The organism is Ruegeria sp. HKCCA4812 (genome assembly GCF_013034245.1).
Lineage (GTDB): Bacteria > Pseudomonadota > Alphaproteobacteria > Rhodobacterales > Rhodobacteraceae > Ruegeria.
Genome location: NZ_WQFQ01000002.1, coordinates 217,193 through 242,374, shown reverse-complemented (window position 1 = coordinate 242,374; position 25,182 = coordinate 217,193). Strand labels below are relative to the sequence as shown.

The 25,182-nt window shown below is 57.4% G+C and carries 20 protein-coding genes; 10 read left to right on the top strand and 10 right to left on the bottom strand.

Annotated elements, in window-relative coordinates:
* The first annotated feature begins 17 nt into the window (after positions 1 to 17).
* The 7 genes from GOW04_RS08585 (at position 18) to GOW04_RS08555 (ending at position 9,141) form a co-directional block, all read left to right on the top strand.
* Positions 18 to 767, top strand: a complete 750-nt coding sequence (locus GOW04_RS08585) for a basic amino acid ABC transporter substrate-binding protein (protein WP_171232236.1) — start codon at positions 18 to 20, stop codon at positions 765 to 767.
* A gap of 64 nt (positions 768 to 831) precedes the next feature.
* Positions 832 to 2,478 (top strand): amino acid ABC transporter permease, encoded by a 1,647-nt coding sequence (locus GOW04_RS08580; RefSeq protein WP_171232235.1) that lies wholly within the window; start codon positions 832 to 834, stop codon positions 2,476 to 2,478.
* Positions 2,475 to 4,439 (top strand): beta-galactosidase, encoded by a 1,965-nt coding sequence (locus tag GOW04_RS08575; RefSeq protein ID WP_171232234.1) that lies wholly within the window; start codon positions 2,475 to 2,477, stop codon positions 4,437 to 4,439. Before GOW04_RS08580 ends, GOW04_RS08575 begins: the two co-directional genes overlap by 4 nt.
* Before the next feature lie 147 nt (positions 4,440 to 4,586).
* Positions 4,587 to 5,711: an extracellular solute-binding protein gene (locus GOW04_RS08570; protein ID WP_152460253.1), complete on the top strand. Its 1,125-nt coding sequence runs from the start codon at positions 4,587 to 4,589 to the stop codon at positions 5,709 to 5,711.
* 116 nt (positions 5,712 to 5,827) lie between these two features.
* Positions 5,828 to 6,940, top strand: a complete 1,113-nt coding sequence (locus GOW04_RS08565; RefSeq protein WP_152460254.1) for an ABC transporter ATP-binding protein — start codon at positions 5,828 to 5,830, stop codon at positions 6,938 to 6,940.
* A 12-nt stretch (positions 6,941 to 6,952) separates the two neighbouring features.
* Positions 6,953 to 7,873, top strand: coding sequence for an ABC transporter permease (locus tag GOW04_RS08560; protein ID WP_171232233.1), 921 nt, complete (start codon positions 6,953 to 6,955; stop codon positions 7,871 to 7,873).
* Positions 7,870 to 9,141, top strand: a complete 1,272-nt coding sequence (locus GOW04_RS08555) for an ABC transporter permease (protein WP_171119261.1) — start codon at positions 7,870 to 7,872, stop codon at positions 9,139 to 9,141. The genes GOW04_RS08560 and GOW04_RS08555 overlap by 4 nt, the downstream gene beginning before the upstream one ends.
* Positions 9,142 to 9,181: 40 nt before the next feature.
* On the opposite strand, the gene GOW04_RS08550 is transcribed toward GOW04_RS08555, so the two are convergent.
* The 10 genes from GOW04_RS08550 to GOW04_RS08505 form a co-directional block, all read right to left on the bottom strand.
* Positions 9,182 to 11,098: a beta-galactosidase gene (locus GOW04_RS08550; protein WP_171232232.1), complete on the bottom strand. Its 1,917-nt coding sequence runs from the start codon at positions 11,096 to 11,098 to the stop codon at positions 9,182 to 9,184.
* On the bottom strand, positions 11,095 to 11,955 hold the full coding sequence (locus GOW04_RS08545) for an SMP-30/gluconolactonase/LRE family protein (RefSeq protein ID WP_171232231.1): 861 nt from the start codon (positions 11,953 to 11,955) through the stop codon (positions 11,095 to 11,097). The genes GOW04_RS08550 and GOW04_RS08545 overlap by 4 nt, the downstream gene beginning before the upstream one ends.
* The gene (locus GOW04_RS08540; protein WP_171232230.1) at positions 11,952 to 12,557 is read right to left on the bottom strand and encodes a 2-dehydro-3-deoxy-6-phosphogalactonate aldolase; all 606 of its coding nucleotides are present in this window, start codon (positions 12,555 to 12,557) and stop codon (positions 11,952 to 11,954) included. Before GOW04_RS08540 ends, GOW04_RS08545 begins: the two co-directional genes overlap by 4 nt.
* Positions 12,554 to 13,447 carry a 2-dehydro-3-deoxygalactonokinase gene (locus GOW04_RS08535; RefSeq protein WP_171232229.1) on the bottom strand — a complete coding sequence of 298 codons (894 nt, stop codon included), beginning with the start codon at positions 13,445 to 13,447 and terminating at the stop codon, positions 12,554 to 12,556. The genes GOW04_RS08540 and GOW04_RS08535 overlap by 4 nt, the downstream gene beginning before the upstream one ends.
* Before the next feature lie 4 nt (positions 13,448 to 13,451).
* Positions 13,452 to 14,216, bottom strand: coding sequence for an SDR family NAD(P)-dependent oxidoreductase (locus tag GOW04_RS08530; protein ID WP_171232228.1), 765 nt, complete (start codon positions 14,214 to 14,216; stop codon positions 13,452 to 13,454).
* Positions 14,216 to 15,922, bottom strand: a complete 1,707-nt coding sequence (locus tag GOW04_RS08525) for an IlvD/Edd family dehydratase (protein ID WP_171232227.1) — start codon at positions 15,920 to 15,922, stop codon at positions 14,216 to 14,218. The genes GOW04_RS08530 and GOW04_RS08525 overlap by 1 nt, the downstream gene beginning before the upstream one ends.
* Positions 15,923 to 15,980: 58 nt before the next feature.
* Positions 15,981 to 17,321: an alpha-glucosidase/alpha-galactosidase gene (locus GOW04_RS08520; protein WP_171232226.1), complete on the bottom strand. Its 1,341-nt coding sequence runs from the start codon at positions 17,319 to 17,321 to the stop codon at positions 15,981 to 15,983.
* The gene (locus GOW04_RS08515; RefSeq protein WP_170345350.1) at positions 17,318 to 18,166 is read right to left on the bottom strand and encodes a carbohydrate ABC transporter permease; all 849 of its coding nucleotides are present in this window, start codon (positions 18,164 to 18,166) and stop codon (positions 17,318 to 17,320) included. The genes GOW04_RS08520 and GOW04_RS08515 overlap by 4 nt, the downstream gene beginning before the upstream one ends.
* Before the next feature lies 1 nt (position 18,167).
* Complete coding sequence (locus GOW04_RS08510) at positions 18,168 to 19,094, bottom strand: carbohydrate ABC transporter permease (protein ID WP_171119269.1); 927 nt, start codon at positions 19,092 to 19,094, stop codon at positions 18,168 to 18,170.
* A gap of 92 nt (positions 19,095 to 19,186) precedes the next feature.
* Positions 19,187 to 20,446, bottom strand: a complete 1,260-nt coding sequence (locus GOW04_RS08505) for an ABC transporter substrate-binding protein (RefSeq protein ID WP_152460266.1) — start codon at positions 20,444 to 20,446, stop codon at positions 19,187 to 19,189.
* 141 nt (positions 20,447 to 20,587) lie between these two features.
* Between GOW04_RS08505 and GOW04_RS08500 the strand changes: the two genes are divergently transcribed.
* From GOW04_RS08500 to GOW04_RS08490, 3 genes are all read left to right on the top strand, one after another.
* Positions 20,588 to 21,394 (top strand): IclR family transcriptional regulator, encoded by an 807-nt coding sequence (locus GOW04_RS08500; protein WP_171232225.1) that lies wholly within the window; start codon positions 20,588 to 20,590, stop codon positions 21,392 to 21,394.
* Complete coding sequence (locus GOW04_RS08495) at positions 21,391 to 22,449, top strand: ABC transporter ATP-binding protein (RefSeq protein WP_171232224.1); 1,059 nt, start codon at positions 21,391 to 21,393, stop codon at positions 22,447 to 22,449. The genes GOW04_RS08500 and GOW04_RS08495 overlap by 4 nt, the downstream gene beginning before the upstream one ends.
* Positions 22,450 to 22,767: 318 nt before the next feature.
* Complete coding sequence (locus tag GOW04_RS08490; protein ID WP_171232223.1) at positions 22,768 to 24,981, top strand: NADP-dependent isocitrate dehydrogenase; 2,214 nt, start codon at positions 22,768 to 22,770, stop codon at positions 24,979 to 24,981.
* The last annotated feature ends 201 nt before the right edge of the window (positions 24,982 to 25,182 follow it).

Sequence of the window (25,182 nt, the reverse complement as noted above, 5' to 3'; positions counted from 1 at the left end):
CAGAGGAGAAACCGAACATGTTCAAAAATCTATTTGCCGTTGCAACGCTTGCAATGCTGACAGCGCCGGCGGCCTTTGCCGCCGATCTGGAAGGTCGCGTTCTCAAGATCGGAACGGATGCGACCTATCCCCCGATGGAAACCGTCGACGAAACAACTGGTGAAATCGTAGGCTTTGATGTCGATGTGATGAATGCAATCTGTGAAAAGATCAATTGTGTTCCGAGTTTCGTAAACACCGCTTGGGACGGCATCTTTGCCGCGCTTCAACAGGGTGAGTTCGACCTGGTCATCTCGGGCGTATCGATCACGCCCGAACGTGAAGAAACTATGGACTTTTCCGAACCGTACATCGTTGTCAGCCAGGCCATTTTGCTGCAAGTCGACAACGCGGATATGACGCTTGAGGATTTCAAAGCGGGTGGCCAGAAACTGGCGGCACAAACAGCGACGACCAACGCCCAACTGGCGGAAGAGCTTGTAGGGCGCGAGAATGTCAGCCTCTACGACAACTTCTCGGCGGCTATTCTGGCGCTTCAAAACGCAGACGTGCAAGGGGTGATCATCGATGGCACCTCTGCCGCGGCCTACGAGCAGGAGTTTGCCGGAGAACTGACGGTGGGCATCACAGGCCTGCAATCGGATCCATTGGGAATCGTGTTTCAGGAAGGTGACCCGACGGTGGATGCAATCAATGCCGGTCTCGCCGTCATTCAGGAAGACGGCACGCTGGACGCGCTGAAGGCCAAATACTGGGGCACAAACTGATCCTTCAAGCCCTTCCGGGCCCGGCGGCAGTCGTTGCCGGGCCATGTTTCAGCGGAGAAGTTCCATGTCGCGTCTCAGCACGATCCGCCCGAGCAATCTTGTATTGCTCGCAGCCGCTCCCTTCATCATATATCTGTTTGCCACGTCCTCGAAGTACCTGCGATCTCTGATTGCAATTCTGGGGGTCGGCAACAATGCAGGGCCGATTTTCGTCGGCTTTCTGCTGATCGTCTCGGTTGCAATCCTTGGATATCTCTGCGCCCGGTATGCACGTTTTACCAATCACGCCCCCGGTTGGTTACGGGTTTCGGCCCTTGTGGCGCTGCCCGCGTCAATTGCGCTTTTGGTCATAAGCATTGCTTCTCCACAGCTTTTGATGCCCTTCGCGGAATCCGTTTTCTTTCATGCGCTCAGCGAGAACACATCAACCCTGATCGACCGGTCCAGTCAGACGTGGGTGTTGTATCCCGAAGTCGTGACCCAGGTTCAAACAGGACTGCAAGTTCTTCTGGCCGCATACACAGCTGTTGTCGCCTTGAGCCTGCTGTCGGCGCGGTTGCAACCCCCTTGGCGCAGGTGCGTTCTTTTGGGGCTGGAATGCCTTACAGGTGCGGTTTTGTTCTATCTGATGTTCATGGCCCACTGGCAGTTCGCGACGGGCGTTGCCATTACGTTCCGCGCAGCCATCTTCGCCTATATCTTCTCGGCCATTCTGGGCTTGATCTGGGTGGGGCTGCAATCGTTCAAACCACGGGCGCGCACCACGATTCTGTATGGTTCCATCAGCCTGGCATTGCTTGCGATATCAGCCTTTTTCTTCATGCAGCCGCAGGTCAGTTACGTTCTGGTCGGAAGCACCGAAGGGCGCATCGCCATTGTGCGCGGCACACCACAGGCGCAGGCTGACATCATCCGGTTTGGAGAGTTCGACGGTGCCGGCGAACGACAATACCGCATACGCAGCGCCACTGATGCAGCGGCCGCCCTGGAGCAGATTGAAACCGTCGACAGCGTTTCCGGAGCGTTTGTTCCCGTGGATGCTCATTCACAAGGCTATCCGGTTCTGTGGCAGACCAGTTTCTTGCCTGACAAATACCGGAATCCCGCTCTGGCTTTTGCTGTTTTCGGCTTTCTACTGCTGACGCTGACCATTGGCGGCGCACAGCACAAGCTGCATCCCTTGGCGGTCGGGGCCGAATTTTTCGTGGACACGATACGCGGCATTCCGATGTTGGTGATCATTCTTTACATCGGCCTGCCCTTGGCGGGCGCGGTCAAGGATGCCACGGGCGGCGGCATTGACATGACCAACATGACACGCGGGATCATCGCGATTTCGGTCGGGTATTCGGCCTATATGGCTGAAATTTTCCGATCTGGGATCGAGGCCATCCCGAAAGGGCAGCTGGAAGCAGGCAGTTCGCTGGGCTTGTCGCGCTGGCAGACGGCGCGGCTGATCGTTCTGCCGCAAGCCCTGCGGATCGTCACTCCGCCATTGGGCAACGAATTTATCGCGATGATCAAGGATACCTCGTTGCTGTCCATCCTGTCCGTCCGCGACATGACCCAAAGGATGCGAGAGTTTCAGGCAGCAAGCTTTCTGCCCTTTGCGCCGTTCAATACGGCAGCAATTCTGTACGTGGTCCTCACCCTCTGTTGCGCAAGCTTCCTGAAATGGATCGAACGGCGCACGGCAAAGGACAACCAATGAGCAAACTGGAGCTTGGGGTTTGCTACTACCCCGAACAATGGGATCCGTCCCAGTGGCGCAGTGACGCCGCGCGGATGGCCGGGATGGGTTTGGATTGGGTTCGGATCGCCGAGTTCACCTGGGGTCTGATTGAACCGGAACGCGGGCGGTTTCACTGGGACTGGTTGGATGACGTCATCGAGATTCTGGGGCGGGCCGGTCTGCGGATCATGATGTCGACTCCAACGGCTGCGCCACCCAAGTGGCTGATTGATGAGCACCCCGAAATTCTGCCGGTTGGCCCGGACGGCCGGGTCAGGGGTTATGGTTCCCGCAGACATTATTGTTTTTCCAGTGACGTGTACCTGGCCGAGGCGCAAAGGATCGCCACGGAATATGCCGCCAGGTATGGCCAGAACCCGCATGTCCATGCCTGGCAGATCGACAATGAGTACAATGACCACGACACCGTTCTCAGCTATTCCGATGCCGCACGGGCGGGATTTCGGCGCTGGCTGGCAAAACGATACGGTACAATTGACGCATTGAACGAGGCCTGGGGGACCGTGTTCTGGGGGAGCCTCTATTCCGGCTTTGACCAGATTGAACTGCCCAATGGTTTGGTTGCTACACCCAACCCCACCCATGCCCTTGATTTCAGGCGCTATTCTTCGGGCCGGGTGCGGTTGTTCAACAAGACACAGGTGGACGTGCTGCGCGAACATGCGCCGGGTCGAGATATCACGCACAACTTCATGGCCGGTAGTTTCGAATTCGATCACCACGCAGTGGCCGCCGATCTGGATATCGTCGGCTTTGACAGCTACCCGTTGGGTAATCTGATGGGCTCAACCCTGTCAGAGAAGGAAAAGCGCCGTTATCTGCGAACCGGCGCGCCTGATTATCAGGGGTTTCATTGCGACTTGTATCGCAGTCAGGGGCGGGGGCGGGTATGGGTGTTGGAACAGCAGCCGGGGCCGGTGGACTGGGCGGCACAAAACCCTTCCCCAGCCGAAGGGATGGTTCGGCTTTGGACCTGGGCCGCATATGCACACGGCGCGCAAGCTGTGATGTTTTTTCGATGGCGCCAGGCAAAGTTCGCGCAGGAACAATACCATACAGCCTTGCTGCGCTCGGATGACAGTCTGGATCAAGCCGCGCTCGAACTGGCTCAGATTGCGAAGGATCGCGAAAACCTGCCGTCAACGACGCGGGGAAAAGCCTCGGTGGCGATTATGCTGGATTACGCTTCGATCTGGGCGGCCGATATTCTGCCGCATGATGATGACTTCCCCAATTCCCATATCTTCCGCGAATGGTACACTGCCTTGCGCAGTCTGGGTGTGGACATTGATTTTGTGGGTCCCGAGGATGGTTTGCAAGGCTACGCCCTGATCGTGTTGCCGCAAAGCATGATCGTGACCCCGGATCTGGCCGCGAGACTTGATGCTTCAGGCGCAAAGCTTTTGATTGGTGCCCGGTCCGGCAGCAAGACAGCTCAAATGCAGACCCCTTCGAATCTGGCGCCGGGTGCGTTGGCGGATCTGACCGGCGTCCGTGTCGCCCGTGTCGAATCGCTGCCGGATATTGCAAGGGAGTCCGTGCAGTTGCAGAACGGTCAGCTATTTGACTTTGCTGGTTGGCGCGAAATCGTCGAGACAGAGGCAAATGTCCTGGCGCGCTTCAAAAGTGCCTATTGCGACGCCAGCCCAGCGGTCGTCCGGTCGGATCGTGCGACATATCTGGCAATGGTACCCGGCGGTGCGCTCGTGCACGAGATTATGCGCGATGTCTTGGAATGGGCAGGGCTGAAGCCTCTGGACTGCGATCCAGACCTACGCGTAACCCGACTCGGTACGTTGCATTTTGCTTTCAATTTTGGTGACATGTCCAAACCCCTGCCTGGTGGTGGATCACGACGAATTTTGATCGGCTCGGATCCGGTTGGCGCGCGCGATTTTACCGTATGGCAGGTAAACTAACGCTCTGAAATTCAACCGAAACGTGTCAAGAACAAAAACTGGACATAAGAATTCCGTAAACTGTCACTTTTGGACTGACGAACGGGCACAGAAAGTCCTATGAATAAAAATACAAAAACAAACTCATCCAACAATGGGAGATCACCTATGGCTAAACATTCTTCATTTTCGAGACGCTCTGTGTTGAAAGGCGCAGGTGCCGCGGCACTTGCGGCACCCCTTTACAGCAAGAGCGCTCTGGCTTCGTCGGGCGAAATCAACATTCTGATGTGGTCGGACTACCTGCCGCCCAGCTTCATCGAAGAGTTTGAGACGCTTACTGGAATCAAGGTGAACTATACCGGTATCGGCTCGAACGAAGAGATCATCAACAAGATGAAGGCCACCAAGGGCCAGGGTTTTGATATCGTTTCACCGACCAACAACCGGTCGTTGCAGTGGGAACCGCTGGAGCTGCTCCAGCCTTTCGACATGAACAAGGTTCCGATCGATCTGGTGAACCCTGCCATGGCCAAGATTGGTACTGATGCGTGGAACTTTGGCGATTCAGGTGCGCACTGGCTGCCGCATATCTGGGGTACGGAAGGTATCGCTTACCGTACTGACCTGTGGCTGCCGGATGGTGATGCGCCGTCCTATGGCGACGTGTGGTCGGAAGCGAACGCCGGGAAAACCATGGGCCGCGCGCATTCCATGATGCTGGGTGCCGGCCTTTACATGGAACGCGCTGGCGAGATGGAGCCGGGTTCGGTCTGGGCGGCATATGGCGATGAAGACACCATGCGTAAGGTTTGGGGCCAGATCACCGATTGGTGCGTTGCACGCAAGGACCGCATCAAACTGATCTGGAACGACGCCGACACACAGAAGAACGGTCTTCTTAACGAAGGCGTTATTGTTGGCCAAACTTGGGACGGCCCACCCCTTGCACTGAAATCCGCAGGCGAGCCGGTGCACTATCAGGCGCCTGTCGAAGGTGCGATGGCTTGGGTGGATGGTATGTCCATGCCGACTGGTGCCGCGAATATCGATCAGGTTTACGCTTTCATCGACTTTGCCTATCAGGCCAAGCCGGCCGGTGTTGCGATTGACAGCCACGGCTACAACTCGCCGGTATTGGGAGCCGACCAGTATTCCGGCGACACCTACAAGAAGAACTTTGCCGAGGCCTATCCGGGCGACTCGCTGGCCAATCTCAATCCGTGGCCTGCAGAAGCGCCGTGGTATGCTGAAACCCGGACTGAGTTCGTCAACAAGTTCAAGAGCGCTTAAGCGTTCCGAACCTTCGCCCTCCGCATCCTGCGGGGGGCACCCATCTGCGCGCCGTCCCGGCGTGGCGGACACTAATACTGTGTGGTGACAACACGCACCTCAGGGAGAAACCAAAAATGAGTGCAGGGGTCGGAGTCGATCTGGAAAACCTGTGGATCCGTTTCGGCGACTTTGTCGCCGTGCGCGATGCAAACGTCAACATCAACGGGGGCGATTTCTTTTCTTTCCTCGGGCCATCGGGCTGCGGAAAAACAACCATTCTGAGGGCAGTGTCCGGCTTTCTTGAACCAAGCGAAGGCAACGTCCTCATTGGTGGCAACAATATGCGTGGCATCGGGCCCAACAAGCGTCCGACGGCGCTGATCTTTCAGAACCTCGCATTGTTCCCGCTGATGAAGGTCTGGGAAAACATCACGTTTTCCATGGAAATCAAAGGGGCCAGTGCTGCCGAACGCCGCAGGCGCGCCGATGAGCTTCTGGACATGATTGCGTTACCGGGGCAGGGGGACAAGCTGCCAAGCGAATTGTCAGGCGGTCAACGTCAGCGTGTTGCGATTGCCCGGGCACTCTGCGCCGAACCGGACGTGCTGTTGCTGGACGAGCCCCTTTCGGCACTTGACCTGAAACTGCGCCAGCACATGCGGACCGAGTTGCGTGAAATTCAGCAGCGCGTGGGCATTACCTTCATCTACATCACGCACGACCAGGGCGAAGCGCTGACCATGTCGGACAATATCGCCGTCATGCGTGCCGGTGTGATTGATCAAATCGCCGACGGGAAGACGATTTACAACGATCCCAACACGGCTTTCGCGGCTTCATTCGTCGGCGAAAACAATGTGTTCCGCGGTAAAATCAAGCAAGTGATGGGCAAGGAAGCTTTGATCGCGACCAACCGTTCGGGTGATCTGGTGGCAAGGATTTCGACGGCCAATCAGGGCAAGATGAAAGAAGGTGATGACGCGATGATGTTCATCCGTCCCGAGGCCTTTGCAATTGCCCCCGATGGCGCAACGGGCGATCACTTCGTCACCGCCCGGGTCAATCATGAAGAGTTCGAGGGCAACGTCTTTAACATCTTCACAGAAGGTGAAGGCGGAAAAGAAATCAAGGTCTCGATCCCCAACCATGGGCAATCTTTTGAGGACCACACCGGACAGAACATCACGCTGGAATACGAGACGCACAACGCGGTCATCGTTCCTGCCGGTGAACTGGCAGCGGAATAGGGGGACGATCTCATGCCCCGATTTCTGAAAGAATTCTTCAATCGCAACGGCACCGGTATGGGCTTGGCGATCCTGGGTCTGGTTCTGTTCTGGACCATCGGCCTTATCATCCTGCCGCAGCTGTCGATGCTGGATTTCTCGTTCCGTCCAAACCTCCCGCCTCCAGAGATTGGCGGGCCGAAGGACGTCTATACGCTGGAGAACTACAAGTACCTGATATACGGCCCTGAAGGCGGCAGTCAGGATTACAACACGGTTGACCTGCGGGTGTTCTTCCGCACCCTCGTGGCGGCCGTTTGCGTGACGATTTTCAACCTGATAATCTGCTATCCGATCGCCTACTATCTGGGGCAGTCCGTAGGCAGCCATATCCGCATCTTCGCGATCATGCTGATCATCCCTTACTGGATCAACGAAATCCTGCGCGCCTTTGCTTTGCGCATTATCTTCGGTGAAACCGGTGTTCTGAACACGTTGTTCGTGGGACTGGGGGTTTGGGATACGCCGTTCGACTTCATCCGGAACGATATCGCGCTCTATGCCGGGCTGGGTTATGCCTATATTCTGCTGATGATCTTCCCAATGTATAACGTCATAGAAAGCCTGGATAAAAATCAGATCGAAGCCGCGCGCGACCTTGGTGCGCCGTGGTGGCGGATACATTGGCGTGTGGTCATTCCTTATGCCAAGCCAGGGATCAGTTCGGGCTGTACGATGGTGTTCATGCTGTCTGCGGGCGCGCTGGCGGCACCGCAGATCCTGGGCGGGCCTTCGTCGCTGTGGTTCACACAGCTGATCTATCAGCAGTTCAACGATAACAACGACTGGCCGCAAGGGGCTGCTTACGCGATCGTCCTGCTGGTGACCTGTATCCTGTTCGTGCTGGCCATGATGCGCCTGTTCAAAGTGAACATGGGGGATATCGGGAAATGAACAATTCCTTTCTCCGCATAAGCATCTGGGTCTATCTGGCGATCTTCTTCCTTTATCTGCTGGGACCGCTTGTGATCATGTCGATCACCGCGTTCAACTCGTCCGGCTTCCCACGGATGAGCCCGTGGGAATGTCTGACCTTCCAGTGGTTTGGCGAGCTGTTTCAGGATCAGCGCATCCTGAACGGTATCAAGAACTCACTGATCATCGGGATCGGCACGGTCATCCTGTCAGTGGCCATGGGTCTGGCGGGTGCACTGATGCTGACCCAGATCTGGCCAAAACTTCGGGCGACTTACTATACGATCATTATCGCTCCGATCCTGATCCCGGGTGTTGTTCTGGGTATCTCGACGCTGGTGTTCTGGGATCGTATCAACCGGATGCTGGGACTGGGGGCGGACAGCTTCCTGTCAAATGGCATTTTTCTGACGGTGATCGGCCAATCAACCTTTATCGCCAGCTACTGCATGCTGGTGTTGGTGGCACGCTTGCAGCGATACGACGTGGCCTTGACCGAGGCTGCGCTGGACCTTGGTGCCAGCCACGCACAGGCCTTCCGCAAGATCCTGTTGCCGTTCATGCGCCCGGCGATTGCATCGGCAGCGGTGTTGGCGTTCCTCGCATCGTTCGAAAACTACAACACCACCACCTTTACCTTCGGTGAATACCCGACGTTGACGATCGAACTGGCCCAAAAGGTCCGTTATGGCATCACACCCGCGATCTCGGCGCTGGCCTTCATCATCGTGGCGCTGACAGTGTTCTTCGCTCTGCTGAACGAAGCCAAGCTGAAACGTCAGGAACTGGTGGCAGCGGCGCGCAAGAACGCGACGGTTGAAGAGCTGGCCGGCAAGATCAAACTGCCCAGCTTCTTTTCCGGCAACATGGCAGCGGTTCTGCTGGTTGTATTTGCCGTCGCAACGATCACAGTTGTCGGCACTGCGGCCACCTACAATCCGGCGCAGTGTATCGCCGACGTCCGCGAGCAGAAGAAGCTGGAAGCGGAACAGCGTATTCAGGAGTTGCGCAAACAGCGTGAAGAACGCCTCAAGCAACGCGAAGCTGAAGAAGCGGAACAGGGCGGTGTTCAAACCACCCCGAAACCGTCGAACAACAGCGGCTTTGGCAATGTTTTTGCACCGAACTCTTTAGGGGGTGACGAAAACGAAGGCGCAGATGGTGGGTCTGACTCCGAAAGCGCTCCGTCCAACAACAGTGGTTTCGGCGGGGTGTTTGACCCCAATAGCCTGCAAAGCGACGAATAGCAGCGCAGCTTCGTAATCTCGGCACCCGCCCGGACTGACCTCAGGTCGGTTCGGGCGGATTGCGTTTCAGGATTTTGACGTCACAACCTTCGACGGTGAGCCCGTTCCAATCCACCGGCCCTGCGTTGTAGTTGATCAGGAAGTCATGATTGGCCGTCTCGCGCAGTCGCAGGCCTTGCGGCATCCTGCGCAATGTCAAATCGGCTTCTTCCGCCGCCATGGCTATCACGCGGTCCCAAAGGTCTGCATCCGGGAAGCCGGCCAAGTACCAGATTCCGTCCCCTGCCTTGAGAGCAGGTGTTCCGTCTTCCAAACTCAGCAGGTCTTTGGCCGTTCCTGACAATCGGTCGATCCAATGCCGCGCCGTTCCGCCACCCTTGACCGCGCGTTCAACCGTGGGCGGCAGAGTTTCGACCAGATCAACATCGCAATCGATCCTGCTCAGACCGGGTCTGCCCTTTTCAGGGATTTGAAAATCGCGGGTGATCGCGCCGCTGCGCGGTCCCAGAATGGCAAGATCGCATCTCTCAGCCAGACGTTGTTCCACATCAGGATCCATTGTGGCCAAACCGGGGGCAAAGATCACCGAGTAATTGCCTGGAATGTCCTTCGCCGAAACAAAGTCTACCGACAGACCGGCCCGTCGCAGCGCGCGATATGCCGAAAAAACCAATCGGAAATAGTCAAATCCCGCGCCTTGTGGTTGTGTGGACCACGCCCAGTCCGAGGCGTAATCGAACAGAATGGCCACTTTGGCCTGTATCTGTTGCACCGCACCCAACGAGTTCAGGTCATCCGCGGTCTGGCGGGCCTCTGCCAGTGCAGCAGCAGGGTGATTGTTCGATGTCATCAAGCCGGCATGCATTTGCTCTTGCGCAAACGGGGCTTGCCGCCATCGGAAATAACTCACCACCTCGGCGCCATGAGCAACCGCCTCCAATGACCAAAGCCGCACCATTCCGGGCAGCGGCGCCGGATTATACGGTGCCCAATTCACCGGGCCGGGTTGTTGTTCCATCACCCACCAACGGCCGCGCCCGACCGCCCGGTAGAGATCATGATGAAACGCCTGCATGTCCGGATCGCCCTGTTGCAAAAAGGCGGTCTTGTGTGCGTCGTCGGCGTCCAGGCGGTCCGACAGAAAACCGATCGGATAACTGTCCCAGGTAGCGATATCCAGATCCGCGCCAACTTTGAAATGGTCGAAGTCCAGAATACGGCCCATGTAATTGTGCAAGAGCGGCGCATCGGTCAACGGCCGCAGCGCATCCACCTGTGCTTTGTTGAAACCCGCGACCTGATCCGAACTGAAGCGCCGGAATGCCAGTACATGAGCCGGGTTCGGCTCGGTCACGGTTTGATTGGGCAGGTCGACTTCGCTGAAGTTGCGATATTCCATCGACCAGAACACATTGCCCCACGCTTGGTTCAGCGTTTCAATTGTTCCATACCGTTCGGCCAGCCAATAGCGAAACGCCTGTTGGGCAGCAGCGCTGTAGCTGAGAGTGGTGTCGTGACACCCGTATTCATTGTCAATCTGCCACGCGACCACATGCGGGTTCTTACCGTACCGTTCACCCAATATCCGCACGATGCGGGTAGATTCGTCGATATAGCTTTGATGGCTAAAACAGTAATGCCGCCGTGATCCGAACTTGCGCAGGTTGCCGTTTTCATCGGCGGCCAGCATGTCCGGGTGTTTGTCCAACATCCAGCGCGGCGGCGTTGCGGTTGGCGTGCCCAGCACGACCTTCAATCCGGCTCCACCGAGTGTCTCAATCGCGCGATCCAGCCATTCGAATTTAAAAACGCCGGATTGCGGCTCGATGCGGCTCCACGCGAACTCGCCAATACGCACCCATGTCAGGCCTGTTTCGACCATTTGCGCGGCATCGTCGGCCCACATCGTCTCTGGCCAATGTTCAGGATAATAACAAACGCCCAGTTCCGGCTTCATAAGATGACCTTGTGTTCTGCCTGACCCTGACCTGCGTTTCGCGCGGCAAAGGTCATGCCGTTGGTCGGTTGGCTGTCTATTGCTTCTGCGCTCAATCCCTGACGGGCCGTTGTGCAGAAAAGCGTATTCAGTTCATCGCCCCCGAAAGCGGGACATGACGTATGGGATGCGTCAAATGCAACGGCCTTCAGAAACATGCCGTCGGCCGTGTATGCCGCAATCCGGCTGGCACCCCATTGTGCAATCCAGATATTCCCCTGGGCATCGATGACCGCGCCATCCGGGTTCAGACCTTCTTTGCGCAAATCCAGAAAAACTGCGCTTTCGCCTTCCGGCCACCCGGTTTCGGCGTTCAGACGCCAGCGCCTGACCTGTTTCGTTGCGGTGTCACAGAAATAGGCCACCGAACGATCGGTGGCAAAACAGATCGCGTTTGAGATTGTTACATCCGGAACCAACCGTCTCAACTCACCTTTCCAGAAGCGATAGATTGATCCGGCCCCGGGTTCCGCCTGCTTGCCCATTGTGCCGATCCAAAACCCGCCCCACGGATCGGCGCGGCCATCGTTTGAACGGGTGACGGGGTTGTCGGCTTCCAGAGGCGTGATCAAGTTCCGCTTTCCGGATTGCAAATCGAGACGCCACAGCCCCGTTTCCGACGCCATAAGAAGCGTATCGCGATCCACCCAACCCGCGGCCGAAACCTGTTCATCGAAGCTCCAGCTTTTTGGCGCGTCCCGCTCGCGGGTCATCAAGCGCTTGCCGATGATATCGAACCAGAAAAGCTGACGTCTTTCAGGATGCCACAACGGGCCTTCACCCAACTCGCAGGGGCGGTCGTCAAAGGTGGTGCTCATCCGGCGGCCTCGTCATAGGCCGAAACGATATGCCGGGTGCGCTCGGCGATTTCGGCGACATCCATTCCGGGTTTGTAAAGTGCAGAGCCTATCCCAAAGCCATCTGCGCCCGCTTTGATCCACTGTCCGAAATTGTCGGGTCCGGCACCGCCAACAGCAAAAACAAGCGCGCCTATGGGCAAAACTGGTCGTAAGGCGGCCAAACCCGCCGGACCAGCCATCACCCCGGGGAACAGCTTCAAACCGGTGGCACCGGCCTTGAGGGCCGCAAAAGCTTCGGTTGGGGTGTAAACCCCCGGCCAGCTTTGCAGGCCCAACGCGACGGAACGCTTGATGACCTCGGCGTCATAGTTGGGCGATACGATCAACTTGCCTCCGGCGGCCGACACAGCGTCCACCTGATCGACTGTCAAAACAGTGCCCGCGCCGATCAGGGCCTGATTTCCAAACGCATCAACCAAAGTGCTGATACTGTCGAGCGGATCCGGAGAATTGAGCGGCACTTCGATCCGGTCGATGCCGGCATCGATAATGGCGCGGCCAACGGCTTTGGCTTCGTGTGGTTGCAAGCCACGCAATATGGCGATGATGGGACGGCTCATGCGGTTTGCCTTGTCATGTTTCGGGCCAGCGCAAGCCCGGCCAGAGTTGCCTTGGTGGCGTTTGCCGTTTCCACGAATGCGCCTTGCCGTTGCAGGGCTTTTGCATATGTCTGCGACACGCCTTCCGCCCCGATAATGGCCAGTTGCTGCCCCAGCCAATACGGCCGTGTCGCTGCCAGTTCGGCCCCGATCAACAATCCAGAAAGGCGCGCGCGTGCGGTGGCTTTGGCCTGACCTTGCAGCAAGTCCGCCGCTCGCAAGTTAAAGAGACGCGCAGCCAATTGTTCGGGCTTTGACAACGTATCCGCAACCGCCTCGGCGAAGGCGTCTTCGTCCCAGCCCGGGCCTACAGAGTGCCGCAGCACGGACTGACCACACAGCAGGTCGAACAACTCACCCGTCATGAAGGTACGAAAGCTTACAACCTCGCCAGCGCTTACCTGAACCCATTTCGTGTGGGTTCCGGGCAGGCAGATGACGCCGTCCCAATTCTGGCGCGCACCCAGAAATCCGGCAATCTGAGTTTCCTCACCCCGCATCACATCCGGCGGAGTTGTCTGTTTCAGACCGGGTATGACAAAGGCCCGAATGCGCGGGTCTGATCCGGGTACGCGGATCGGGACATCCGGCAAGGGGTCCGAAGGCACTGTCGAATAAGGGGCTTCCACCCAGCCCTGGCGTGCGCCGACCATTCCGCAAGCGACCACATCCACCGGCGCGCCGGGCAACCAGTTTTCGATCAAATCCAGCAGGGCGGCTTGAAACCCGTCAGGCCCGACATGCGCCATGCCCTTGTCTGATTGCGCATGGTCCAGCGCAGTCGAACCCTGCATGGCCCAGGCCCGCAAATGAGATGTTCCCCAGTCGACGGCGATCCATTCAGTATTCATAACATCACCCCGAAACCACAACGCCGCCATCAACAGCTATACATTGCCCGGTCATCGCATGGCTGGCCCTGGACGCCAGAAAAAGTGTTGGTGCTATCATATCCTCGGGCTTCAGGTGCTCTTTCAGACATTGCCGGTCCAAATGGGCCGCCAGATCCTCGGGCGTGGCCCATTTTTCCAACTGTTTTTGCGTCAGAACCCAGCCGGGGGCCAGAGCGTTTACGCGGATTTTCCTCGGCCCAAGTTCTCGTGCCAATGACCGTGTCATCCCCGTGATCCCGGCATTCGAGGTCGTATAGATCGGATAGCCAGCATTGCCCATCATGTAACTGATCGAGCTGAAATTGATGATTGCCCCGCCATCTTTCATTTGCCGGGCGGCTTCTTGACACGCGAAATAATAGGCTTTCAGGTTCACCTCGATCATCCAGTCCCAGAATTCCGTCGTGGATTCCTCAAGCGTATGACGTTGGTCGTTGGCCGCATTGTTTACCAAAACGTTCAAAGGGCCATGAGCCTCGGCAGCTTTGACCATCGTCGCGTGCAGCAGTTCGGTATCCGTCATGTCGCCTTGCAGGAACAGCGGCGCGCGGCCGTGCTTGTCGCGCATCTCTTCGACAAACCCGCTGGCATCCGACCGACCAATGAAGGCCACATTGGCCCCCTGTGCCATGAATCCATCTGTCAGCGCCGCACCAACACCCGAGCCACCGCCGGTGATATAGACGGAGGCCCCGTTGAGATCGTGGAATGTAGCTGGTTGGGTCATCAGTGGCTCTCTCTGGTCACGAGGCGGGTGTCTTTGCCAACAAGGAAATCCAGATCCGCCCCCTGATCCGCTTGCAGTACGTGGTCGATGTAAAGTTTTGCATATCCGCGTGTGTAGTGCGGATCATCCGGTTGCCACGCGGCGCGGCGGGCGTTCAGTTCGTTTTCGTCCACAAGCAGTTCCAACTCGCCGCTGCTGGCTGAAACACGGATGCGGTCTCCGGTTTTGACCAGCGCCAGCGTGCCACCCGCCTGTGCTTCGGGGCTAACATGCAAAATGACGGTGCCATAGGCTGTTCCCGACATGCGGGCATCCGAGATCCGGATCATGTCTCGTACACCCTCTTTCACCAATTTCGCCGGAATTGGCATGTTGCCGACCTCGGGCATGCCCGGATACCCTTTGGGGCCACACCCTTTGAGCACTAGGATGCTCTTGGCCGTGACCGGCAGGTCTTCACGGTCTATATTGGCCTTCAGGTCTTCGATGTTGTCGAACACGAAAGCCTCGCCCTCGGTTTCAAGAAGCGCGTCAGTGGCCGCCGAAGGCTTGACGATTGCCCCATTCGGCGCAAGGTTGCCGCGCAGAACACGCAGGCCCGCAGCGGGCTTTACAGGATCATTGAAGGGACGGATGACGTCGGTATTGAAACACTCGGCTCCTTCGAAGTGAGCCGAGATATCCTTGTTCAGAACCGTCTTTGCCGGGCGCAGGAACGATTTGAGTTCATTCAGTACAACCGGCATGCCGCCTGCGTAGCAGAAGTCTTCCATCAGGTATTTGCCCGACGGCATGCAGTTGACCAGCAGTGGTATTTCGGATCCGATTTCAAAGTCTTTCAGGGTCAAGTCAACCCCGACACGCCCCGCCAGCGCCAGAAGGTGAACCACCGCATTGGTCGAGCCTCCTACGGCCGCGTTGGCGAGGATGGCGTTCTCAAACGCCTCTTTGGTCAGGATGTCCGAGGGCTTGAGGTCTTCGTCGACCATCTCGACGATGCGCCGGCCGGTCATGTGTGCCAGCGCCATACGGCGAGCGTCGACCGCCGGAAGCGCGGCATTGGTGGGCAGGCTCATGCCCATCGCCTCGACCAGCGACGCCATGGTGGACGCGGTGCCCATGGTCATGCAGACGCCAGCGCTGCGCGACATGCCGGATTCGGCGTTCATGAAGTCCTGCAAGGTCATTTCGCCGGCCCGAACCGCTTCGGAAAACTTCCAGACGTCGGTGCCGGACCCGATATCCTGTCCGCGGTATTTACCGTTCAGCATCGGGCCGGAACTGACGACGATCGAAGGCAGATCGACTGACGCGGCCCCCATCAACTGACCCGGCGTGGTCTTGTCGCAGCCGCCCAACAGAACGACCCCGTCAATACCATAGGCGCGGATCGATTCCTCGACATCCATGGCCAGCAGGTTGCGGAACAGCATCGCGGTGGGTTTCATCTGGGTTTCACCCAGCGACATGACGGGGAATTCTACCGGAAAGCCGCCCGCCTCCCACACGCCGCGTTTTACGCCCTCGGCCAGATCGCGCAGGCCCGAGTTGCAGGGGGTCAGTTCCGACCAGGTGTTGCAGATGCCAATTATGGGTCGTCCGTCAAAAGCGTGGTCGGGAAAGCCCTGGTTTTTCATCCACGACCGGTGGATGAAGCCATCCTTGTCGAGTTTTCCATACCAATGTTGTGAGCGGCGTTTTGTCATTTCTGGCTTTGTTTTTCTTGGCGGAAGTTGGATCTGAGTATTTGTGAAAAGATGAAGATCAGGCGGCGCGGGCCGGGCGGCACCAGTCGGGCAGCCAATCGTTGTGGGCCGTCAGCAGATCCGTGACAAGGTTGCGGATCTGGCGCAGGTCCAGTTCGGCGGCGGTGTGCGGATCCATCATCGCGGCGTGATAGATATATTCGGGGTTCTGTTCTGTCAGGGCCCGAACAGTCAGTTCCTGTACGTTGATCTGGGTGCGCATCAGGGCAATCAACTGCGGCGGGATGTCGGTCACGACAGAAGGCTGTACGCCGTTGCTGTCGACCAGGCAGGGGGTTTCGACCGCCGCGCCCATGGGCAGTTGCGGGATCTGGCCGGTGTTGGGCAGGTTGCCATAGGCCATGTAGGGCGTGTTCGTAACGATCGCGTTCATCAGGTCGGCCGCGAATTCGTGGCTGCGCGTGACATCGATATTGCGCCCGTCGGTCAGGGTCTTGGCCTGTTCCTTCCACATCTCGACCTGCTCGATGCAGCGGGTGGGGTATTCGTCCAGCGGGATGGAGAATTCCTCGATCAGGTCCTGTCGCCCTTCCTTTATGAACCACGGCACGTATTCGGCCAGGTGTTCCGAGCTTTCTGTGCAGAAATAGCCCAGGTGATCCATCACCTCGTACCGCACCTTGTTGGGGCAGCGCGGCATCAGCAGCGGCGCCTTCGGGAATTTCCCCGTGTGATAGCCCTGGCGCAGTGCCGGATACAGGTCGCGGCCTTGATGTTCCAGTTTCAGAAAGAATGCGACGTGATTGACGCCCGCGACTTTGTAGCGGAACTCATCCTTTGGCAGATCCAGATCGTGGGCCAGTTCCTCGACTGTATTTTGAACCGAGTGACAAAGACCCACATGTTTCAGGGAAGGGAAGCGTTCGGCCAGTGCCCAGGTGTTGATGGCCATCGGATTTACGTATTGCAGCAATGTCGCGTTCGGACAGAGTTGCATCATGTCCCCTGCGACATCCCAAAGCACCGGAACCGTGCGCAGGCCTCGCATGATCCCTCCGACGCCCAGCGTATCAGCGATGGTTTGACGCAAGCCATACTGCTTGGGGATCTCGAAATCGGTGATCGTGCAGGGCTTGTATCCCCCCACCTGAAACGCGGTGATGACGAAATCGGCCCCGTCCAGCGCCGCGCGGCGGTCGGTATGGGTCGAGACTGTCGCCCCGGCCCCGACCGAGCGGATCATGGAGCGCGCAACTGCTTCGCTTTCCGCAAGGCGCTGGGGGTCGATATCCATAAGCGCAAAGTGACTGTCGGCCAGCGCAGGGGTTAACAGAGCATCCCCAACGATGTTCTGCATGAAAATTGTGGACCCGGCACCGATAAAGGTAATTTTGGTCATTTCACAGCTCCGAGGGTCAAACCCGCAATGAAGTGTTTCTGCATCAGGAAGAACATGGCCACCGGTGGCAGAGCCGCCACGATGGAGCCCGCGCTCATCAATTGATAAGCGGCGCGGAATTGTGCGTTGAAACTGGTGATTCCGGCGGTTACAGGCTGGCTTTCCGCGCCTTGCGTCAGGACGACGGCCCAGAAATAGTCGTTCCAGATGAAGGTGAAGATCAGCACGCTGAGCGCGGCGATCGCGGGCTTCATCAGCGGCAGGACCACGTACCAGAAGATGCGCCATTCGCTGATACCCTCGACCCGTGCGGCCTCGATCAGTTCAAAGGGCAGGGCGCGGATGAAGTTGCGCATGAACAGGGTGCAGAACCCGGTCTGAAATGCGATGTGGAACAGGACCAGCCCGGTCTTGGTGTTGTAGAGCCCAAGTTGCAGGGTCAGGTCGCGCACCGGCACCATCAGGATCTGGAAGGGCACGAAATTCCCGGCCACGAACATGAAAAATATCCAGAGGTTCGACTTGAACTTGTAGATGCCAAGCGCGAAGCCGGTCATGCAACTGAGGGCCACCGCTCCGATCACGGTAGGGACGGTGATCATAAATGAATTCAGCAGGTATCGCGGCATGTCCGAATTGAAGAACACTTGACCATAGTTGAAGGCGCCTTCAAAGCTGGACGGCATCCCCCAGTAATTCGCGTTGGTGAAGTCAGCAGCAGGTTTTACCGAGAAAAGAGCAACCGCCAGCAGGGGACCCAGCCACAACAGAAGGGCCAATGGAAGCATGGCTTGATACGTGATCTGCGCCGCGCGGGGTTGTTTTTCGATGGGTTTGGGAAACATCTTAGCGCCCCTTCTCTTCACGGTACATCGACCACAGGAAGTAGGCGATGAAGCACAACATGATCAGGAATAGGATCACGGCGATGGCCGCGCCATAACCCATGCGGAAGCCATATTCGGACAGCGCGACCTCGAACATGTAATAGGCCAGCACGCGGGAGGATCCGAAAGGTCCGCCTTGTGTCATGATTGAGATCAGGTCGAAAGACCGTAATGCGCCGATGATGGTCACGACAAACGCGATAAAGGTTGCGGGCCGCAATTGTGGAATGATGATGTGCCAAAGCATCTTCCAACCCTTGGCCCCGTCCAGGCGTCCTGCTTCGATCTGTTCCGGGTCTACAGCGTTCAGGCCGGTCAGGTACAGGATCATGCAATAGGCGGTTTGTGGCCAGAGGCCGGCGAAGATGATGCCATAGGTCACGAAACGCTCATCGCCCAACACGTTTACCGGGCCGAGGCCGAAGAAGCCGAGGAATTCGTTCAGCAACCCGAAGGTCGGATCGTAGAACCAGGTGAACACCAGCCCCACCACGACCTGAGAAATCACGAAAGGAAAGAAAAACAGGGACTTATACAGGCGGATGCCCCAAACGGTCTGATTCAGGAACAGGGCGATGAACAAACCTGCCGGAATCGCAGCCAGGTAAAGGATCAGCCAGATCAAGTTGTTTTTCATCGAGATGTAGAAAGCATCCCGATCCACCCACTCCCAATAAAGGTCTTCGTAGTTACGAAAGCCAACGTATTCGGCAGCGCCCAGGCCGTCCCACTCGTAAAGAGACAGGTTGAAGGACTGGAATACCGGGATAATCACATAGACCAAAAAGAACAGCATCCCGGGGGCCAGAAACAGCCAGGGTGCGATGCGTTGTTGGTTGCGATGGAACCAGCTTTCCTGTTCTGAGGCGTCGGCAGCAACTGTCATGGGAAACTCGGGTCTGTTGGAGCAAGGCGGGTCGGAACCCGCCCTACGATTCAAAGGAGCGTGGGCCGGGCTTTGGCCCGACCCTTGCCTAGTCAGTTATCGTAAATACGCTCGCGCGCGCGTTCGAGCTTGGCCAGTATCCGGTCCAAGTTGTCGGGTTTGACCATGAATTCCTGGAAACCTTCCATGGACACTTTGGCCATTTCCGCAGGCGCGTCGCGGTCCCAGAACTGGGCTACCCCACCGGGGCTGTTGGACGAAAGCATTTCAAAGCCCTGTTGCAGGAACTTGTCGTCATCCACGGCGGATTGCGCGTTGACCGGCAATTGGCCGAGATTTGCGCCGTTGTTGATTTCGGTCTGTTCATCAGCAGAGACCACGAAACGCAGGAATTCGCGCGCAGCTTCCTTGTTCGAAGCATTGGCCGGGATGTGGAACGTGTCGGTCGGGGCGTCTTCGGCCAGCTCAACATCGGGATTGATCGCGACGAACTGGTAGAAATCCAGCTGGTCATCCGTCAGGCCCGCATCGCGCAACGGTGCCACTGCGAAGTTGCCCATCAGATAGGCTGCTGCCTCACCATTGACCATGAAGGGCAGGGCTTCCTGCCAGCTATACGTCTGGTGATTGTCGATGAAGGCGCCCATGTCGATCAACTGTTTCCAGTTGGCGAAAGTCTGTTTTACCCGGTCATCTTCCCAGCTGACTTCGCCGTTGGCGAGTTGCTGGTGGAAGTCGAAACCATTGGTCCGCATGTTCAGATAATCAAACCAGCCACCGGCGGTCCAAAGGAACTTGGTGCCAATAGTATAGCAGGCCCGTCCGGAATCGACGATTTTCTGGCAGTTGGACAGTTCTTCTTCCCAAGTGGTCGGCTCGCTCAGGCCTAGCTCGTCAAAGATGTCTTTGCGATAGTAGACACCCCACTGATAGTAGGTATAGGGCACGCCCCATTGCTTGCCGTCGATTGTCAACGCGCCCTTGGTCGAAGCGAGGTTGTCTGCGATCTCGGGCTCGGCCCATAAATCTGAAACATCCTCGAACAGACCCGCCTCGACATATGGCTTCATACGGTTGGCCGCGTACCACGTAGCCACATCCGGGGTGTCGGCCGTCAGGAAGTTCCGGATCTGTGTTTTATAGGCTTCGCGGTCGATGACGGTTGTTTCGATTTCCAACCCCGGATGCTGTGCCCCAAACCGTTCGATCATCGCCTCCATCGTCGCGCGTGGCGCCGGGTTCGATGTGTCCAGAAAAATCCGCAGATCTCCGGTGAGTTCCGCAGCAGCTGGCGCTGCCATCGCGACACCAAGCGCCAGCGCAGCCGTCGTGCGCTTGAAAGTTGAATACATGGTTTCCTCCCTGTTGGTCTCCTGCAAAGTTCCAAATAATGAAACTTTGTTTTATATATTGAAAACTACACATCGACTCGGTTACTGTTGTCAAGACCCTCGTGAGGATGGCGAGGGATAATCGGAGGAGAATGATGGCCCGTGTCAGGTGACGGAACTATAGGCAAAGCATGTGATGTGCTGGATCACGTGGCATCGTTCGAGCGCCCCGTGCGATTCGCTGAACTTTTGGAAAACAGCGATTTTCCAAAGGCTACCCTGTATCGATTTCTGCAATCCCTGACCAACCAAGGAATGCTGTCTTATGACCGCGACAGGCAGACCTATGCGCCCGGGATGCGGTTGGTTCGGTTGGCCCATGCGGCATGGACGCAAAGCTCACTGGCTCCGATAGCGCGGCCTTTTCTGGATGCCCTCAGCCGAGAAACCGGTGAAACGGTGCATCTGGCGCAACTTGATTCCAGTCAGGTTCTTTACGTCGACAAACGCAACGCCGCACAACCAATCGAGATGTACTCTCAGGCTGGAAAAGTTGGACCGGCCTACTGCACGGGGGTCGGCAAGGCGATGCTGGCATTCTTGGACGAAGATGCTTTGAACAAGGCGGTGTCGCAGCAAAGCTATCACCGATTTACCGACAAAACGCTGACATCCGAAAAGATGTTGCGGACTGATCTTGACAGAATTCGCAGCCGGGGATTTGCCATCGATGATGAAGAGCACGAGCCGGGCATCATTTGCATCGCCTGCCCAGTTCTGACGTCAAACGGTCGGATGCTTGGCGCGATTTCGATAACCGGGTCCACCGAACGTATGGATTTCGATCAACTCGAAGCCTGGGTGCCGCGCCTGCGGCGTGTGGCCGAACAAATTGGAGCCGAGGCACAAGCCTGGCGGTTTCCCGAAACAGGCCAAAGTTCCAAAAACGACAGGATGCTGATGACATGACAGGTGTAACTCTGAATCGGGCAATCAAACGGTATGGTCAGACACAGGTCATTCATGGGATCGATCTGCAAATCGAAGATGGAGAGTTCTGCGTTTTTGTAGGGCCTTCAGGGTGCGGAAAATCCACGTTATTGCGGATGATTGCAGGGCTGGAAGAAACCTCGGAAGGTGAGATTCACATTGGATCGCGCGAGGTGACACATATGGATCCAGCCAAGCGCGGCGTGGCGATGGTGTTTCAGACTTATGCGCTTTACCCGCACATGTCAGTGGCCGAAAACATGGGATTTGGCCTGCGCATGAATGGTGTCCCAAAAGCCGAGATCGACCAGAAGGTTCAGGAGGCTTCGAGCATTCTGAAACTTGATCCCTATCTCAAGCGCAAACCCAAGGCCCTGTCCGGGGGGCAACGGCAAAGGGTTGCGATCGGGCGGGCGATTGTACGCGGGCCCGAGGTTTTTCTGTTTGACGAACCCCTGTCCAACCTGGACGCTGAATTGCGTGTCGAGATGCGCGTCGAAATCGCGCGTCTGCATCAGGAAATCGGTGCAACGATGATCTATGTGACCCATGATCAGGTCGAAGCCATGACGATGGCCGACAAGATTGTGGTGCTGCGCGATGGCAGGATCGAACAGGTCGGCGCCCCGATGGATCTGTACCGTGATCCTGACAACCGGTTTGTTGCAGGTTTTATCGGTTCGCCCGCGATGAACTTTCTTGATTGCGATTATGCCGACGGCCATGTCACCCATCCCGCTTTGGGCCAGCCATTGCCGGTCTCGGCAACCGTTCCTGCCGTAACGGACAAGGTGACATTGGGGATGCGCCCTGAACATATTCATATCGACCGGTCTGCGGACACCTGCACCGTGGATCTGACCGAAGCGCTTGGGGGTGTCTCCTACTCGTATTTGCTGACGCCAAATGGCGACAAACTGATTGTCGAAGAGAGGGATGACCAGCGCAGCAAAACCGGCGACCGGATTGGCATATCCATTCAACCTGACCGTGCCATGGTATTTGATCCCGAGACAGGGCAGAGATTTCGGTAATCCTTGGCCGCAACCCGAAAAACTTTGTGGGACAAGCCGTACAGTTTCATGGAAAACACTTGGCGTGACCTGAAGGGGAACGCCAGAGACAGGTGGGTGAAACGTTGAGCTGATGACGTCAAAAGCCATCCACGCCCAGCCCGTGGCAAAACGCGCGGGCACAGATCATTGATTCCCAGCGCAACGTGATTTAAGGGAGGCCCTGTCAAAACAGAGTCACCCAGGGGCGGTATCGTGATCGCGCCCCTCCCGCGCCACGCTGAAGTGGCTTCAACTCTTGGATCGCACGCCCCGAAAGGCTTAAAAAGGTAAAAGAATATGGCAGATAAATCGAACTTCGACATATTGTATACCATTGTAGACGAAGCGCCCGAACTGGCCAGCGCCTCGTTCCTGCCCATCATTCGCAAGTTCGCTTCGGCTGCTGGCGTCAGCGTGGGCACCAAGGACATTTCACTGGCCGGGCGCATTCTGGCAGCCTTCCCCGAGAACCTGACGGATGAGCAGCGTGTTTCGGACGATCTGGCGGCATTGGGTGAGCTGGTAAAGACCCCGGACGCCAATGTGATCAAGCTGCCGAACATCTCGGCATCGGTTCCGCAACTGGTTGCCGCCATCGAAGAGTTGCAGTCGCAAGGCTATAATATCCCGGCCTATCCCGAAGATCCTTCGACCGACGAAGAAAAGGCGATCCGTGCGCGTTATGATGCCATCAAAGGCTCGGCCGTGAACCCGGTTCTGCGTGAAGGTAACAGTGACCGCCGTGCGGCGCGGGCTGTCAAAAACTATGCCCGCAACAACCCGCATTCCATGGGCGAATGGACCTCGGACAGCAAAACCAAAGTCTCGTCCATGTCGGGCAACGATTTTTACGCCAATGAGAAATCGGCCACCATCACCGCTGCCCAGGCAGGCGATGCAAGGATCGAGTTTGTCGGCAAAGACGGCAGCGTGACCGTTCTGAAAGACGGCTGGCCGCTGGCCGAGGGCACTGTCGCAGATGCGACCTTCATGTCCGTCAAGGCGCTGTCGGCCTTCCTCGCTGACGCCATCGAGGACACCAAGAAAGACGGCACCATGTTCTCGCTGCATATGAAGGCGACGATGATGAAGGTCAGCGACCCGATCATCTTCGGTTATGCAGTCAAGGCGTGGCTGGCCCCGGTGTTCGAGAAATTCGGAGCCGAGCTGGACACTCTGGGCGTGAACCCGAACTCAGGCCTAGGCGACCTGTTGGAGCGGGTTCAGGGCAATGCCGAAATCGTCGCTGCAATCGACGCGATCAAGGGCGACCGCCCGTCCATGTACATGGTGGACAGCGACAAAGGTATCACCAACCTGCACGTCCCGTCGGACGTGATCATCGACGCCTCGATGCCCGCCGTGATCCGCGCGGGCGGCAAGGGTTGGGATGAGACCGGCGCCAAGGGTGATACTAATTGCGTCATCCCCGACCGGTGCTATGCAACTGTTTATGATGAAAGCATCAAGTTCTTCAAAGCCAATGGTGCATTGAATCCGGCCACTGCCGGTGCGGTCGCAAACGTTGGTCTCATGGCGCAGAAAGCCGAGGAATACGGCAGCCACCCGACCACCTTCGAGGCACCCGCCGACGGCACAATGCGCATCGTTCTGGCCAACGGCGAGACCCTGCATTCGCACGAGGTCGAGAAGGGTGACATCTGGCGGGCCTGCACCGTCAAGAAGGCGCCGATCGAGAACTGGATCCAACTGGCGATGGACCGTCAGCGCCTGACCGGATCCGAGGCGATCTTCTGGCTGGATGCGAACCGCGCCCATGACGCCGAGCTGATCAAATACGTGGAACCGGCGCTCAAGGCTGCGGGCGTGGCTGACAAGTTCCAGATCATGGCCCCGCGCGAGGCAACCCGCCAGACGCTGGAAACCATCACCGCCGGAAAGGACAGCATCGCCATCACCGGCAACGTGCTGCGTGACTATCTGACCGACCTGTTCCCGATCCTTGAACTGGGCACCTCGGCCAAGATGCTGTCGATCGTCAAGCTTATGAATGGCGGCGGCCTGTTCGAAACCGGGGCAGGGGGCTCGGCACCGAAACACGTGCAGCAATTGGTCGAGGAAAATCACCTGCGCTGGGATTCGATGGGCGAATTCTGCGCGCTTGGGGAATCCCTGAACTTCCTGGCCGACGCCAAAGGAAACGCGAAGGCAGGTGTTCTTGGCGCTGCGGCAGAGGCCGCAACTCAGGGCATTCTAGACAACAACCGGTCGCCAAGTCGAAAAGTCGGCGAACCGGACAACCGCGACAGCCACTACTGGTTCGCGCGCTACTGGGCCGAAGCCTTGGCAGCCCAATCTGACGATGCCGATCTGGCGGCTGAAATGGCACCACTTGCAAAAGAGCTGGCAGACAAAGAAGAGCAGATCTTGTCGGAGCTGGCCGCAGTCCAAGGACCGTCGGTGGATTTGGGCGGATACTATCACACTGACCCGGCCAAAACCGCCGCTGTGATGCGCCCCAGCGCTACGCTGAACGCAATCATCGGCTGATCGCCGTCGAACAGGCGGGCGAGTTTCGTCCGACATCAAAACACGAAGGGACCGCCTTTGCGCGGTCCTTTTCATGGAACGCGGGATTGCCAAAAGACCCGCCCCGAAGCTTGCGCCTGACGATCTGTAGCTTGCTGTGGCTACGCCGTTAAAACCAACCTTGTCAGGTTCTATGAACGACTTGCGCAATGTGTGCCCGGT

What these genes read in the sequence shown, in the direction of transcription:
- GOW04_RS08540 (WP_171232230.1), bottom strand. Translation starts at nt 12,557, where the DNA reads ATGAGCCGTCCCATCATCGCCATATTGCGTGGCTTGCAACCACACGAA.
- GOW04_RS08550 (WP_171232232.1), bottom strand. Translation starts at nt 11,098, where the DNA reads ATGAAGCCGGAACTGGGCGTTTGTTATTATCCTGAACATTGGCCAGAG.
- GOW04_RS08565 (WP_152460254.1), top strand. Translation starts at nt 5,828, where the DNA reads ATGAGTGCAGGGGTCGGAGTCGATCTGGAAAACCTGTGGATCCGTTTC.
- GOW04_RS08560 (WP_171232233.1), top strand. Translation starts at nt 6,953, where the DNA reads ATGCCCCGATTTCTGAAAGAATTCTTCAATCGCAACGGCACCGGTATG.
- GOW04_RS08525 (WP_171232227.1), bottom strand. Translation starts at nt 15,922, where the DNA reads ATGACAAAACGCCGCTCACAACATTGGTATGGAAAACTCGACAAGGAT.
- GOW04_RS08570 (WP_152460253.1), top strand. Translation starts at nt 4,587, where the DNA reads ATGGCTAAACATTCTTCATTTTCGAGACGCTCTGTGTTGAAAGGCGCA.
- GOW04_RS08505 (WP_152460266.1), bottom strand. Translation starts at nt 20,446, where the DNA reads ATGTATTCAACTTTCAAGCGCACGACGGCTGCGCTGGCGCTTGGTGTC.
- GOW04_RS08575 (WP_171232234.1), top strand. Translation starts at nt 2,475, where the DNA reads ATGAGCAAACTGGAGCTTGGGGTTTGCTACTACCCCGAACAATGGGAT.
- GOW04_RS08580 (WP_171232235.1), top strand. Translation starts at nt 832, where the DNA reads ATGTCGCGTCTCAGCACGATCCGCCCGAGCAATCTTGTATTGCTCGCA.
- GOW04_RS08585 (WP_171232236.1), top strand. Translation starts at nt 18, where the DNA reads ATGTTCAAAAATCTATTTGCCGTTGCAACGCTTGCAATGCTGACAGCG.
- GOW04_RS08530 (WP_171232228.1), bottom strand. Translation starts at nt 14,216, where the DNA reads ATGACCCAACCAGCTACATTCCACGATCTCAACGGGGCCTCCGTCTAT.
- GOW04_RS08535 (WP_171232229.1), bottom strand. Translation starts at nt 13,447, where the DNA reads ATGAATACTGAATGGATCGCCGTCGACTGGGGAACATCTCATTTGCGG.
- GOW04_RS08545 (WP_171232231.1), bottom strand. Translation starts at nt 11,955, where the DNA reads ATGAGCACCACCTTTGACGACCGCCCCTGCGAGTTGGGTGAAGGCCCG.
- GOW04_RS08490 (WP_171232223.1), top strand. Translation starts at nt 22,768, where the DNA reads ATGGCAGATAAATCGAACTTCGACATATTGTATACCATTGTAGACGAA.
- GOW04_RS08515 (WP_170345350.1), bottom strand. Translation starts at nt 18,166, where the DNA reads ATGTTTCCCAAACCCATCGAAAAACAACCCCGCGCGGCGCAGATCACG.
- GOW04_RS08520 (WP_171232226.1), bottom strand. Translation starts at nt 17,321, where the DNA reads ATGACCAAAATTACCTTTATCGGTGCCGGGTCCACAATTTTCATGCAG.
- GOW04_RS08510 (WP_171119269.1), bottom strand. Translation starts at nt 19,094, where the DNA reads ATGACAGTTGCTGCCGACGCCTCAGAACAGGAAAGCTGGTTCCATCGC.
- GOW04_RS08495 (WP_171232224.1), top strand. Translation starts at nt 21,391, where the DNA reads ATGACAGGTGTAACTCTGAATCGGGCAATCAAACGGTATGGTCAGACA.
- GOW04_RS08555 (WP_171119261.1), top strand. Translation starts at nt 7,870, where the DNA reads ATGAACAATTCCTTTCTCCGCATAAGCATCTGGGTCTATCTGGCGATC.